Annotated in this window: 16 protein-coding genes and 1 pseudogene; 10 read left to right on the plus strand and 7 right to left on the minus strand. The window is 68.1% G+C overall.

The features are described from left to right. Positions 1–1,341: an ATP-binding protein gene (locus tag E1H18_RS15240; protein WP_172269876.1), complete on the plus strand. Its 1,341-nt coding sequence runs from the start codon at positions 1–3 to the stop codon at positions 1,339–1,341. Here E1H18_RS15240 and E1H18_RS15245 read toward each other — a convergent pair. The 4 genes from E1H18_RS15245 to E1H18_RS15260 all read right to left on the minus strand — a co-directional run bounded on the left by E1H18_RS15245 (position 1,338) and on the right by E1H18_RS15260 (position 3,773). Continuing rightward, positions 1,338–1,874 (minus strand): TetR family transcriptional regulator, encoded by a 537-nt coding sequence (locus E1H18_RS15245; protein WP_172269878.1) that lies wholly within the window; start codon positions 1,872–1,874, stop codon positions 1,338–1,340. The two genes, E1H18_RS15240 and E1H18_RS15245, sit on opposite strands and share 4 nt — an antisense overlap. Positions 1,875–2,021: 147 nt before the next feature. After that, positions 2,022–2,804, minus strand: coding sequence for a pyrroline-5-carboxylate reductase (gene proC / locus E1H18_RS15250; protein WP_172269880.1), 783 nt, complete (start codon positions 2,802–2,804; stop codon positions 2,022–2,024). 74 nt (positions 2,805–2,878) lie between these two features. After that, positions 2,879–3,385: a YbjN domain-containing protein gene (locus E1H18_RS15255; protein WP_172269882.1), complete on the minus strand. Its 507-nt coding sequence runs from the start codon at positions 3,383–3,385 to the stop codon at positions 2,879–2,881. 130 nt (positions 3,386–3,515) lie between these two features. Further along, positions 3,516–3,773 carry an accessory factor UbiK family protein gene (locus E1H18_RS15260; protein ID WP_172269884.1) on the minus strand — a complete coding sequence of 86 codons (258 nt, stop codon included), beginning with the start codon at positions 3,771–3,773 and terminating at the stop codon, positions 3,516–3,518. A gap of 116 nt (positions 3,774–3,889) precedes the next feature. Between E1H18_RS15260 and lgt the strand changes: the two genes are divergently transcribed. From lgt to E1H18_RS15300, 9 genes and pseudogenes are all read left to right on the plus strand, one after another. After that, positions 3,890–4,786 (plus strand): prolipoprotein diacylglyceryl transferase, encoded by an 897-nt coding sequence (gene lgt / locus E1H18_RS15265; RefSeq protein WP_172269886.1) that lies wholly within the window; start codon positions 3,890–3,892, stop codon positions 4,784–4,786. Then, positions 4,773–5,834 (plus strand): class I SAM-dependent methyltransferase, encoded by a 1,062-nt coding sequence (locus E1H18_RS15270; protein ID WP_172269889.1) that lies wholly within the window; start codon positions 4,773–4,775, stop codon positions 5,832–5,834. Before lgt ends, E1H18_RS15270 begins: the two co-directional genes overlap by 14 nt. A gap of 14 nt (positions 5,835–5,848) precedes the next feature. Beyond that, the gene (pgeF, locus tag E1H18_RS15275) at positions 5,849–6,637 is read left to right on the plus strand and encodes a peptidoglycan editing factor PgeF (RefSeq protein WP_172270398.1); all 789 of its coding nucleotides are present in this window, start codon (positions 5,849–5,851) and stop codon (positions 6,635–6,637) included. A 126-nt stretch (positions 6,638–6,763) separates the two neighbouring features. Next, a complete protein-coding gene (locus E1H18_RS15280) occupies positions 6,764–7,702 on the plus strand; it encodes a ribose-phosphate pyrophosphokinase (protein ID WP_172269891.1) in 939 nt (312 codons plus the stop codon). Positions 7,703–7,978: 276 nt separating this feature from the next. Then, entirely contained in the window at positions 7,979–9,040 is a 1,062-nt protein-coding gene (locus tag E1H18_RS15285) for a hypothetical protein (protein WP_172269893.1), read from the plus strand. A gap of 156 nt (positions 9,041–9,196) precedes the next feature. Beyond that, a complete protein-coding gene (locus E1H18_RS15290; protein WP_172269895.1) occupies positions 9,197–9,796 on the plus strand; it encodes a 50S ribosomal protein L25/general stress protein Ctc in 600 nt (199 codons plus the stop codon). Positions 9,797–9,892: 96 nt separating this feature from the next. Next, positions 9,893–9,985 (plus strand): annotated as a pseudogene (locus E1H18_RS27335) (hypothetical protein); the annotation flags it as partial. A 15-nt stretch (positions 9,986–10,000) separates the two neighbouring features. After that, positions 10,001–10,609, plus strand: a complete 609-nt coding sequence (pth, locus tag E1H18_RS15295; RefSeq protein WP_172269897.1) for an aminoacyl-tRNA hydrolase — start codon at positions 10,001–10,003, stop codon at positions 10,607–10,609. A 72-nt stretch (positions 10,610–10,681) separates the two neighbouring features. Next, positions 10,682–11,434 (plus strand): tetratricopeptide repeat protein, encoded by a 753-nt coding sequence (locus tag E1H18_RS15300; RefSeq protein WP_172270400.1) that lies wholly within the window; start codon positions 10,682–10,684, stop codon positions 11,432–11,434. Here the strand turns inward: E1H18_RS15300 and E1H18_RS15305 are convergent. Genes E1H18_RS15305 through E1H18_RS15315 form a run of 3 tightly spaced genes read right to left on the minus strand, consistent with a single transcriptional unit; the run spans position 11,431 to position 12,837 of the window. Continuing rightward, positions 11,431–11,808, minus strand: a complete 378-nt coding sequence (locus E1H18_RS15305) for a hypothetical protein (protein WP_172269900.1) — start codon at positions 11,806–11,808, stop codon at positions 11,431–11,433. The two genes, E1H18_RS15300 and E1H18_RS15305, sit on opposite strands and share 4 nt — an antisense overlap. Before the next feature lies 1 nt (position 11,809). Next, positions 11,810–12,715 carry a beta-1,6-N-acetylglucosaminyltransferase gene (locus tag E1H18_RS15310; RefSeq protein ID WP_172269902.1) on the minus strand — a complete coding sequence of 302 codons (906 nt, stop codon included), beginning with the start codon at positions 12,713–12,715 and terminating at the stop codon, positions 11,810–11,812. Beyond that, positions 12,712–12,837: a hypothetical protein gene (locus E1H18_RS15315; protein ID WP_172270402.1), complete on the minus strand. Its 126-nt coding sequence runs from the start codon at positions 12,835–12,837 to the stop codon at positions 12,712–12,714. The genes E1H18_RS15310 and E1H18_RS15315 overlap by 4 nt, the downstream gene beginning before the upstream one ends. Between the last annotated feature and the right edge of the window lie 259 nt (positions 12,838–13,096).

Below are 13,096 nucleotides of genomic sequence, written 5' to 3' on the forward strand. Positions count from 1 at the left end.
ATGCGCCTGCGCACCCGGCTCTACATCCCTCGCCTGTTCAAGCGGCTGCTGCCGACCTCGCTGTTCGGGCGCAGTCTGCTGATCATCGTGCTGCCGATCGGGCTGATGCAGATCGCCGTCACCTGGGCCTTCTTCGACGCCCACTGGCAGTCGGTGACCAGCAAGCTGTCCGAGGGCCTGGCCGGCGACATCGCCTGGGCGGTGCAGTCCTATGAGGACGACCCCAGCCCCGCCGCCGTCGAGAAACTGGCCCAGCGGGCCGAAGACTCGATGTCGCTGTCGATCGCCTTCCAGAAGGGCCGCAAGCTGCCGACCAGCCACCGCCCCTCGCTGTTCGCGGCCCTGGACCGCTCGCTGCAGAAGGCGCTGGAGGACCGGCTGGACAACCCGGTCTGGTTCGACACCACCCGCTACACCGCCTATATCGACATCCGCGTGCAGGTGCCCGGCGGGGTGCTGCAGATCTACGCCCTGCGCGATCGGGCCTACGCCACGCAAGGCCACATCTTCATCCTGTGGATGGTGGTCGCGACCATGCTGCTGACCGGGGTAGCGATCCTGTTCATCCGCAATCAGGTCCGCGCCATCGAGCGCCTGGCCGACGCCGCCGACGCCTTCGGCCGCGGCGAGGATCACGACTTCAAGCCGCACGGGGCGCGCGAGGTGCGCCAGGCGGCGGCGGCCTTCATGGCCATGAAGGCCCGCATCGTCCGCCACATCGAGCAGCGCACGGCCCTGCTGGCCAGCGTCAGTCACGACCTGCGCACGCCCCTGACTCGGCTGAAGCTGGAAATGGCCATGTCCGAGCCCAGCGAACAGCTGGAGGCGATGAAGGGCGATCTGCGCGAAATGGAGCACATGATCGACGAGTACCTGGCCTTCGCCCGCGGCGAGGGCGGCGAGGCGGCGCAGGTGGTCGATCTGTCGGAGCTGGTCGAGAGCGTGATCGCCGACGCCGAGCGCGGCGGCGCCATGGTCGAGACCGAAATCGCCGCCGGGCTGGAGGCGCACCTGCGGCCGCTGGCTTTCCGCCGGGCCCTGACCAACCTGATCGACAACGGCGTGGCCCATGCGGATCGGGTGAAGGTCACCGTCGCCGAACGCCTCACCGGCGGGGTCGAGGTGGCGGTGGACGACGACGGCCCCGGCATTCCGGAAGACCGCTACGAGGAAGCCTTCAAGCCGTTCTCGCGCCTCGACGAGAGCCGGAACCAGAACGAAAAGGGCGTCGGCCTGGGCCTGGCCATCGCGCGGGACATGGCCCGCGGCCTGGGCGGGGATCTGGTGCTGTCGCGCTCGACGATGGGGGGCTTGAGAGCCTCGATCAAGCTGCCGGGCTAGAAGCCCGCGCCGAGCTTCGTCAGCCGTTCCGCCATCTGCTTCAGGCGCTTGTCCAGCTCGGCCATGGTGCGGTTCAGCACGCCTTCGTCGTCGCGCCAGACCTGGACCACGCGGGCCCAGACAGCGGTCATGGCCACCAGGCGCGGCGGGGTGGCAGGGACGCCAGCGGCCTCAAGAATGGCGCGGGCGATGCGCGGGAAGCGGGCGACCGAGACCAGCGGACCTTCGGACTTGGCGATCGCCAGCAGGGCGGCGCGGTGGGGCTCCATCGCCTCCAGCCGAGCCATGGCGGCGTCGAACAGGCGATCGTGGGCTTCGGAGCTCTCCGGATAGTCGACGGCGAGCGCGGCCTGGTCGAAGCGGGCCGACAGATGGGACAGCAGCGCGCGCTTGCTGTCGGCGCGGACGTAGAGCTCGCCGAACGGGACCTCGGCGCGCACGGCGATGTCGCGCAGGGAGACGGCCGGCCACGGCCGGTCAGCGGCGAGGGCCAGGGCGGCGTCGGCGGCGCGGTCGAGGATGTCGTCGGTCATGGGAGGAGAGATGGGGGTAGGACGGCCAGCTCAGCAAGCCCCCACCTGACCTGCTTCGCAGGTCGTCCGCCCCCAGAGGGGGCAGACGGAAGCGCCCCGTCTTCCCCCTCCGGGGGAGGAGCGCCGCAGGCGCGGAGGGGGCCAGTGTTAGCCGCCTAACTCCTCCGACCGCTTCACGCACGCCGCCAGCGCCTTCGGCAGCAGGTCCCCGAACCCGCCCTCGCCCATCAGCACGCCCAGCGCCGCCGCGGTCGTGCCGCCCGGCGAGGTCACCTGCTTGCGCAGTTCGGCGGGCTCCTCACCGCTCTGTTCCATGAGGGCGGCGGCGCCGATGATCGTGGCGCGGGCCAAGCGGGCGCTGTCTGCCGCATCCAGACCCTGGGCGGCGCCGGCGGCCTCCAGCGCCTCGACGAAGGCGTAGAGATAGGCCGGGGCCGAACCCGAGACGGCGGTGGCCGCGTGCATCAGGTCTTCGCTGGCCAGTTCGGCGACGGCGGCGACCGGCGCGAATAGGGCCTTGGCGCGAGCCAGGGCTTCGGGGTCCTCGGCATGGATCGAGGCGGCGCCGCGGCCGATCGAGACGGCCGTGGTCGGCATCACCCGGGCCACGCGCCGGCCGCAGAAGGCTTCGGAGATATCGGCGGCGCGCACGCCGGCGGCGATCGAGACGATGACGGCGTCGGGCGCCAGGTGCGGGACGACGTCCTTGACCGCCTCGCGCCAGATCTGCGGCTTCACCGCCAGCAACACGGTCTTGGCCGCGCCCAGCGCCTCCAGCGGCGGATTGATCCGCGCGCCCGCGAAGGCGGCCGGGTCGATGTGGGGATCTCGGATGATCAGGTCGGCGGCCGAGAAGGCGCCGGCGTCGCGCCAGCCTTGCGCCAAGGCCCCGCCCATGCGCCCAGCGCCGAGAAGAAGGATGGGGGTCATGCGACAGCTCCGACGATTGCGATCGTCGTCGGCTTAAGCCCCCAAGGAACCTTGGCCAAGAGCCAAGGTGGGGATCAGGCCTGGCCCACCGTCTCGAACATGCAGGCGGCCATCGCCTCGTCCGGGGTCTTGGCGCCTTGGATCAGGAATTCGAAGGCCGGGAAGAAGCGGTCGGCCGCCTCCACTGCCGCGTCGATCATCGAGGCGGCCTGGGCCATGGTCGGGCGCTCGCCGGCCGGCAGGGCCAGGGCGTGACGGAACACGACCTCGCCATCCTCGGTCCAGACCTCGAAATGACCCAGCCAGACGCGTTGGTTGATCAGGGCCAGCAGCTCGTAGGCCGACAGGCGCTTGGACTTCGGGGCGCGCAGGTCCAGCGACAGGCACAGCTGCAGGCAGTCGGCCTCGGGCCGCCACGCGAACCACAGCTCGTAGTCCTTCCAATCGCCCTTCAGAGCGAAGGCGAGGTCACCGTCCTCGGTGCGATCGAAGGTGAGATTCTCGGCCGACAGCACATGCTCGACCACCTCGAGAGGATCGAGGGCGAGCAGGACGTCGTCGTCTTCCGGTTGGGTGTCCATGAAAACCTATGTCCCCGCCGGCGAAGGCGGGGGTAAGCCCCGCCATGAATCGCTCACGTACTGGGGACACTAATCTGCTTCGTTGCGTTCGTCTCAACCCGCTTCACGTCGGAAGCGAGCGACGATTCGCCTATTCGGTAGCCGAGGCGGCCTTCTTGGCAGGAGCCTTTTTGGCTCCCTTCAGGGCCGCAACCTCTTCGCGCAGCGCTGCAACCTCGGCTTTCAGGGCCTCGAAATCGTCGCGACGGATCAGGTCGAACTCGGCGGCCAGACGGTCGGCCTGGCTCCGCATCGCGGTCTTCGCCTCCTCGCCGGCCGTCTGGGCGATGCCCATGGCCGCCTGGGTCAGTTTGGCGAATTCGTCGAGGAAGGGGTTCTGGCTGTGCATCGCGGTTCCGAACGGCCCGAAAATGGGCGACCGCTCTTATATGGGAAACAGGGGATGAAAGCGAACCCCGAACCCTATACAGGTGCGACGATCTGTCCTCAGCGGAGCTTTGCGGCGTGATATTTCCCGATATCGACCCGATCGTTCACATCGGTCCGTGGGCGCTGCAGTGGGGCCCGCTGGCTCTGCGCTGGTACGCGCTGGCCTATGTCGCCGGCATCCTGCTGGGCTGGCGCTTCGCCATCCGCATGACCCGCACCGAGAGCCTGTGGGGCGGCCGCAAGCCCACCGCCACGGCGCTGCAGATCGACGACCTGGTGCTCTGGATCACCCTCGGCATCATCGTCGGCGGCCGCCTGGGCTACATTCTCTTCTACATGCTGATGAACGACGACCAGCGCGCCTGGCTGCTGTCCCATCCGCTGGACCTGTTCAAGATCTGGGAAGGCGGCATGTCCTTCCATGGCGGCTTCCTGGGCGTGTGCGCGGCCATCGTGTTCTTCGCCCGCAAGAACGCCATCGACATTCTGAAGCTGGGCGATCTGGTGGCGCCGGTGGCCCCGATCGGCATCTTCTTCGGCCGCATCGCCAACTTCATCAACGCCGAGCTGTGGGGCCGCCAGACCGACCACCCGTGGGGCGTCATCTTCTGCAACGACACGATCAAGGCCGCTCACCCGCAGCACATCTGCCCGGCCGGTCCGTTCCCGCGCCATCCCAGCCAGCTCTATGAAGCCGGCCTGGAAGGCGTGCTGCTGTTCGCGATCCTGGCCTTCGCCGTCTACCGCCTGAAGTGGCTGCAACGCCGCGGCGCCATCGTGGCTACGTTCCTGCTGGCCTATGGCCTGTTCCGGCTGTCGCTGGAGAACGTGCGCAATCCCGACGTCGGCATGCCCGAGTTCCCGTTCGGCCTGACCATGGGGATGATGCTGTCGGTCCCGATGATCCTGGTCGGCGGCTGGCTGCTGTGGAAATCGCTGCGCGAGCCTGTCCAGATCGATGAGCCTGCTTGATCGTCTGAAGGCGCAGATCGCCCAGGACGGGCCGATCGGCGTCCCGGAGTTCTTCACCCGCTGCCTGCACGACCCGCGCGACGGCTACTACGCCATGCGTCCGGATCTGGGGGCCGGCGGCGACTTCGTCACCGCGCCGCTGGTCAGCCAGATGTTCGGCGAGCTGATCGGCCTGTGGGCGATCGAGACCTGGACCCGCCTGGGCCGCCCTGCGCCGTTCCGCCTGGTCGAAATGGGCCCGGGCGACGGGACGCTGATGAGCGACCTGCTGCGGGCGGGGAAGCTGGATCCGGAATTCCTGGCCGCCGCGCAGGTGTTGCTGGTCGAGGTGTCGGGCCCCTTGCGCGCCCGCCAGGCCGCGCGGCTGGGCGAAGGCCCCCGCTGGGTCGGCCGGCTGGACGAGGTCCCCGCCGGCGCGCCGATGATCCTGGTCGCCAACGAACTGCTGGACTGCCTGCCCGCCCGCCAGTTCGTGCGAACGGAAGACGGCTGGGCCGAGCGCGTGATCGGCCTGGGCGAGGACGGAGATCTGGCGTTCGGGCTGCGCAGCCTCGGCCAATCGCCAATCGACGCCGAGGCGCAAGCCGGGAGCTTGTGGGAATCCTCCCCCGCCCAGGCCGCTCTGGCCTCCGACATCGCCCATCGCCTGGTCGCCGACGGCGGCGCGGCGCTCTTGATCGACTATGGCCGCGCCCAGCCCGAGGCCGGCGACACGCTGCAGGCCCTGCAAGCCCACAAGAAGGTCGATCCGCTGAAGACTGCCGGCCAGGCCGACCTGACCGTCTGGGCCGACTTCCCGGCCGTAGTCGCCGCGGCGCGCGAAACCGGGGCCAAGGCCGGGCCGATCCTCACCCAGGCCGAGTTCCTGGTCGCGCTGGGCATTGAGCAGCGGGCTCAGGCCTTGGCGGCGGCGCGGCCCGATCGCGCCGAGCAACTGGCAAGACAGCTTGATCGCCTGGTCAACGCGGCGCAGATGGGAGATCTGTTCAAGGTCGCTTGCCTTTGCGCGCCCGACCTTTCGCCCCCCCTCTTCGAGGACGCGACCTGATGACCAAGACTCCAATGACCAAGACTCCAGGCCTGCCCACCATCCAGTCGCCGCTGCTGGCCAGCCTACCGGGCGTGCGCCACGCGTTCTTCACCCGCCAGGGCGGAGTTTCGCGCGGCATCTATGACAGCCTCAACGTCGGACGCGGCAGCAAGGACGAGCCGGCCGACGTGATCGAAAACCGCGCCCGGGCCGCGGCCTGGTTCGGCGGCGCGCCGGAAGACCTCAACACCTGCTTCCAGATCCACTCGACCATCGCCATCACCGCCGACGGCTCGTGGGGCGACGTCCGGCCCGAGGGCGATGCGGTCGTGACCAAGACCCCAGGCGTGATCTGCGGCGCCCTGGCGGCCGACTGCGCCCCAGTGCTGCTGGTCGATCCGGAGGCTCGCGTCGCCGCCGCCGCCCACGCCGGCTGGCGCGGCGCGCTGGACGGGATCGTGCAGGCCGCCGTCGATCGCATGGTCACGCTGGGCGCCAACCCCGAAAACATCACCGGGGTGGTCGGTCCCTGCATCGGGCCCCAGTCCTACGAGGTGGGCCTGGAGTTCCTGCACCGCTTCGAGGCCGACTGCCCCGGCTCGGGCCGGTTTTTCAAGCCGGGCGCGAGCGACGACAAGCGCTTCTTCGACCTGCCGTCGTTCGTGCTGGACCGCCTGGAAACCGCCGGCGTCGAGCGCCGCGAATGGGTTGGCCGCGACACGCGAGCGGAGGAGGAATGGTTCTTCTCCAACCGCCGCGCCTTCCTCAAGGGCGAGGGCGACTACGGGCGGCTGCTGTCGGCGATCACCCTCGAAGCGTGAGGCTTCTGGATCACGCGGGCGATCCTCCGCGTACGGAAGCGAAAAAGTGTGGCCGTTAACGCTTGTGCCTGGGGCGATCACTGCTAGAAGGCCCCGCATCGGCCGACCCCCACACCCGAGATCATCATGAAGCTGCTGTCCGGCAACTCGAACCGTCCGCTGTCGCAAGCGATCGCGGAATACCTCGACATGCCGCTGACCCGCGCCCAGGTGCGCCGGTTCGCTGACCTCGAAGTGTTCGTCACCATCGACGAGAACGTGCGGGGCGAGGACGTCTTCGTCATCCAGTCGACCAGCTACCCGGCCAACGACAACCTGATGGAGCTGCTGATCTGCATCGACGCCCTGAAGCGCGCGTCGGGCAAGCGGATCACCGCTGTGCTCCCCTACTTCGGCTACGCCCGCCAGGACCGCAAGACCGGCGGCCGCACGCCGATCTCGGCCAAGCTGGTCGCCAATCTGATCACCCGCTCGGGCGCCGACCGCGTCCTGACGATGGATCTGCACGCCGGCCAGATCCAGGGCTTCTTCGACATCCCGACCGACAACCTGCTGCCCTCGCGCCTGCTGGCCGACGACATCATCCGCAACTACTCGCTGGGCCCGGACCTGATGGTCGTGTCGCCCGACGTCGGCGGCGTGGTGCGCGCCCGCGCCCTGGCCAAGCGCCTGGACGACGCCGATCTGGCCATCGTCGACAAGCGCCGCTCGGGCCCGGGCCAGTCGGAAGTCATGAACATCATCGGCGATGTCTCTGGCCGCCGCTGCATCCTGTTCGACGACATCGCCGACTCGGCCGGCACGCTGTGCAACGCCGCCCAGGCTCTGATCAATCACGGCGCGACCTCGGTCAGCGCCTACGTGACCCACGGCGTCCTGTCGGGCGCGGCGGCCGACCGCGTCGCCAATTCGGTGCTGACCGAACTGGTGGTCACCGACTCGATCGAAGCCTCGGACCAGGCCAAGGCCTGCCCGAAGATCCGCTACGTCTCGTGCGCCCCGCTGATCGGTGAAGCCATCCGCCGCATCGCCAACGAGGAGTCGGTGTCGAAGCTGTTCGACTGACCGACGTTAAACATATCTCCGATCGCCGAAGACCCGGATCGGGCATGAGGCCAGGCCGTCTCCCGACGGTTTGGCGGCTGCGATCTTGTTGATTTTTCTGAATTAAGCGCGTTCTCTACCGCGTCGAGACACTCGGCTGGCGGGGGTATTGTCATATCCCTACTCGCCTCTCGCACGGCCCCGCTTGTAAAAGCTTGGTTAACGAGACGACAGTCACAATCTCGCCGACCCGGGCTGCTATCGGCGCCGCCAAGATCTGATGGGGAAGTTCCTACAATGCGCTCTTTTTCGCGTACGCGCGCCGTACTGACGACGACCGCCGTCGCGCTGGCCGCGCTCGTCGCCGCCTGTAGCGCGCCGGCGCCCCCGCCTGCGCCCGTCGTGCAGGCCCCGCCGCCGCCGCCGCCGATCACCCTGTCGGCCAGCGTCGTCGAACGCGCCAGCGCGTTCCGCGGCTACATGGCCCGCGCCGGCGCCGTCTCGCCGGCCTTCCAGAACGGCGAGCAGATCCAGGCTGCGCTGAAGCTGGGCGCGTCCTACGAATCCAAGTCGTTCATGAACGGCGCCGTGGCCTACGCCGCCGTCCTGGCCTTGCAGGATCCGACCTTCGTCGCCTCGGTGCGCGAAGTCGCGGCCAACCCGACCTCGCGCCAGGAGATGGTCAACAACATCTTCTCCAACCCGTCGTACGCCGCGGTGTTCAAGGGCAGCGACAGCGCCGCCGGCCTGATCATCGACCAGATCGGCGCCGATGGCCTGAAGGTCTACATGGCCGGCAAGGCCGTGAAGCAGGCCGCCTACGACGTCCAGAAGGCCTCGTGGTCCAAGAGCTCGGTGGTTGATCGCGACGGTCGCCTGGCCTCTGCCAAGAGCCTGTCGGCCACCCCGGCCCTGGCCGAGAGCGCCGACGTGGCCGTGCTGCAGAACGCTTCGACCGGCGGTCAGTCGCTGGGCTTCACCCCGCGCGCCGCTGTGGCGCCCTATCAGCCCGTGGTGATCCGCGGCTTGGCCGTGGCCGCTCTGGCCGCTCTGGGCGCGGCCGGCGACAACAACCTGACCTCGATCGACGCTCTCAGCGTCGACCCCGGCACCAACAGCTGCCTGAACATGGCCAAGCTGAACCTCTACCAATGCCTGGCCGTGGCCAAGCCGCACTACGAAGACATCTTCTGCCTGGGCCAGCACATCCTGATGGACACCGGCGCCTGCATCGCCAAGGCCTCGGGCGCGGCCCTGCCGCCCGAACCGCCCCCGCCGCCGAAGGCCACGCCGGTCTCGACCAAGAAGACCGTGGCCAAGAAGGCGCCCGCCAAGAAGCCGGTCGCCAAAAAGAGCTGATCCTTCTTCGAAATCCGACCGAAAGGGCCGGGCGTTGCGTCGCCCGGCCCTTTTGTGTATGTAGCGCGACCCCAAAACGACCGGGCGAGCGTGGCGATATGGCCATAGGCGCTGGGTCACAGCAGAGAGCATCCGGCTCTCCAGAAAGACACGACCATGGCTGAGATCATTCTGAACGTTGAAGTCCGTGACGGCGCCGGCACCGGCGCGGCCCGCGCCGTGCGTCGCGAAGGCAATGTCCCGGGCACCCTGTATGGCGGCGGCAAGGCTCCGGTGAACATCGCCGTGAAGATGAACGAATTCCGCAAGTCGCTGTACACCGGCAAGCTGCTGGGCCACCTGGTGACGCTGCAACACGGCGACGAAAAGCAATCGGTCATCGCCAAGTCGATCCAGTTCCACCCGGTCACCGACGAGCCGATCCACTTCGACCTGTTCCGCGTCTCGGAACACCAGCTGATTAAGATCGAAGTTCCGGTTCACTTCAAGAACCAGGAAACCTCGGTCGGCATGAAGAAGGGCGGCTCGCTGGAAGTGATCCGTCACACCGTCGAACTGGCCTGCCCGGCTGACAAGATCCCGGAAGAGCTGGTCATCGACCTGGCCAACCACGACATCGGCGACACCATCCGCATCTCGGAAGTGAAGCTGCCGGAAGGCGTGAAGACCGCCGTCGAGCGCGACTTCGTGATCGCGACCCTGAAGGCCTCGTCGGCCGCTCAGTCGGACGCCGGCGACACCACCGTCGAAGGCTAATCGACACTCGGCCTTCGGGTCGAACCGATTTAAGAGACGGGCGGGCCTTCGGGTCCGCCCGTTTTCGTTTGAGGCCGTGCGTCCTTCGAGGCGCGCTTGAAAGCGCGCACCTCAGGATGAGGGGTCAGTAGCAGCGTTCCTCATCCTGAGGCGCCCGCGCAGCGGGCCTCGAAGGACGCAGGGAGGCTCCACAAGGAACCAGACATGCTGATCCTAGCCGGCCTGGGCAATCCCGAGCCCAAGTACGAGAAGAACCGCCACAATGTCGGCTTCCTGGCTGTCGACGCCCTGGCGCGGAAATGGGGCACGGCTCCGTGGCGCGCGCGCTTCCAGGGCCTGGCCTGCGAGGGGCAGGTCTCGACGCCCGATGGCCCAGTCAAGCTGCTGCTGCTCAAGCCCAAGACCTATTACAACGAGAGCGGCCGCGCCGTCGGCGAGGCGATGAAGTTCTTCAAGCTGACCCCGGCCGACGTCATCGTCTTCCACGACGAGATCGACATGGCCCCGGGTCGCTTCCGCATGAAGGCCGGCGGCGGCGCGGCGGGCAACAACGGCATCCGCTCGGTGACCAGCCAGGTCGGCGACGCCTTCCGCCGGGGCCGCATTGGGGTGGGCCATCCGGGCCACAAGGATGCAGTGATGCACTACGTGCTGGGCGACTTCCACAAGATCGAACACCAGTGGCTGGATCCGATGCTGGACGCCCTGGCCGACGCCCTGCCCTTCGCCGCAGTCGGCGACGACGAGCGTTACCAAGCCGAGGTCATGCGCCTGGCCCCCGCGCCCAAGGCCGATCCCAGGAAGCCCACTTAGAGCAAGCCTACTTAGAGCAAGCCCGCCTAGAGCTGCGACGCCAAATTCGGTAGAGGTTCAGGCATGTCAGCCCTGTTCTCGCTTCCCCTGCCCCTGCTGGGCCTGTCGCTGCTGTTCTCGATCGCCCTGTGCGTGCACGTCGTGCGGACGCACCGCGAGATGTTCTGGCTGTGGATCATCCTGATCTTCCAGCCGCTGGGCGGAGTGGTCTATCTGGCCGCCGTGATCCTGCCCGAACTGCTGGGCGGCAAGACGGCCCGCACCGTCGGCAACGCCGCCCGCCAGGCCCTTGACCCGCAGCGTGAATATCGCGAAGCCGCCCGCGCGCTCGACGACGCCCCGACGGTGGCCAACCGCGTGCGCATGGCTGTGGCCGCCACGGAACTTGGCAAGCATGCCGAGGCCGAGACGCTCTACGCCGACAGCCTGACGGGCATGTACGCCGACGACGCCCAGCTGCTGCTGGGCCGGGCGAACGCTCTGCTCGAGCTGAACCGTCCGGCCGAAGCCCTGCCGCTGCTGGAGAAGCTGGGCGAGCAGCCCAACGCCGGCCGCACGCCCCACACCATGCTGGCTCTGGGCCGCGCCTATCAGGCTCTGGGCCGTGACGAGCAGGCCGACACGGCGCTCAGTTGGGCCGCCGACCATTATCCGGGCTTCGAGGGCATCGCCCGCTACACGGTGTTCCTGGTCCGCCAGGGCCGCAAGGACGAGGCCCGCGCCAAGCTGGCCGAGATCGATAAGCGCCTGTCCAAGACCCACAGCCACTTCCGCAAGGAAGCCAAGCGCTGGCGGGATTTCGCGGCGTCGGCGATCACGCTCTAGTCGAAGGGATCGTCGCCTCGACGCCAGGCGCGAAGCGCCAAGCCGAGGACCCATAGCGCCGCCAGGATCGCCGAGACGACCAGCGCGGCGTTAAAGCCGCGCTCCATCATCAGACGCGAGTCCACCGCCTTGATGGCGGGCAGGACTGGGCAGTCTCCGTCCTTGACCCTCGCTGGCGTCGGACGCCGGAGCGCCTCGCGGTAGGCTAGGCGCTCACTGGTGGCGGTGATTTCCACGCAGCGCGCCCAGTCGCCGCTCGGGCTGATGACGTAGAGCTTCAGCGGCGGATCGCGCAGGAGATCGACCACCGAGAAACCGATGGCGCCCACATACGCCGCCGCGCACAGCGCGATGAGACGGTTTCGGCTGATCACTCTAGGCCACGAGCACGGGGGCGAGCTCGACCGCCGTCGCGCGCTCGTTGGCGACCGCCTGAGCCCGCAGGCAGGCTTCCAGGATGTCGAGGATTTCCGCATCGACCTCGGCGTCGAACTTGCGCGCGAAGAGATTCGGGCTCGACGTCAGCGCATCCGCGTCGGCTGCCGTGTACGTGCGGGGACGCAGCTTGATGTCGCCGTCGGGCACCCAGTCGATCATCCGCTTGTCGTCGTTGATGACCTCGCCGTGCGCGGCGGTGTTCATCATCACGGTCTGGAAGAAGCCCTCATCGGCGATGAAGGTGTTGCGGTAGAAAGCCTTGTAGCGATCGACCGACGGGTCGTGGCAGACGAAGTCGCAGAACCGGCGGCTGACGATTTTCCACTGGTTGCCGATATAGGGCGTGGCGTCCTTCAGGAAGAGCCGCGTGACCAGGCTGTCGACAATGCGACCGCCCTGTTCGACCACGTGCTGCAGGACCCGGCCCATGGTCTCGGGCCGGATGCTGGCCTGGTCGAGGACCCGGATAAACTCCCGGCCTCGGTTGGCGCCCAGGAAGCCCCGGATTTGTTCCTGCGTCGTCAGGGGGAAGTCCTGGCCGCTGAGGTTGATGAAGTAGTCCCAGTGGGCGTCCATCTCGAGCAGCTTGGCCATGCCGCGCAGCTCGGCGTCGACCAGGCTGTAGCCGCCCCACAGGGCGCGCTTGCTCTCCAGGACGGCGGCGTTGGGATAGGCGGCGAGAAACCCGCGAAGGTCGCTCTCCAGTTCCGGGCCGGCGTTCTTGTCGACGTGGACGAGGTAGTGGTTGGCCGGGTCGTGGATCGCCTTGAACAGCCGCTTGAACTGTTCGGGATAGCGATGGACCAGGATCAGATAGGCGATGGTCGGCGGAGTCTGGCTCAAGACTTGGTGCCTCGCAGGGCGTTCGGGTCGATCGGCCGGGGCCGGGTGGGCTGGCTGCCCATCGAACGGGGATCGTTCAGGCTCTTGGGGCCCGAGGGACGGGTTCCGGGATAGGTCTTGATGGCGTGGCCTTTCGTCGAGCGCGCCGATCCGCGGCGCTCGGTCTGCTTGGAGCCGGTCGCTACTTCTTGCGCGGCGCCAGGGTCTGCGACAGCGCCGACGGCGCGGCGGCGATCACCTTGGGCTTTACCGCCTTGGGTTTTCGGACTTCACGATTGCCTTTGGACAAGGGGCGTTCCTTTCAGGGGAAGACGCGGACGGCGGCCATGGGCGTGCTCGGGCCAAGCCCGACCGCGGCGGTCGACCATGATGTTGCGGATG

This window comes from Caulobacter sp. RHG1 (assembly GCF_013181195.1).
GTDB lineage: Bacteria > Pseudomonadota > Alphaproteobacteria > Caulobacterales > Caulobacteraceae > Caulobacter.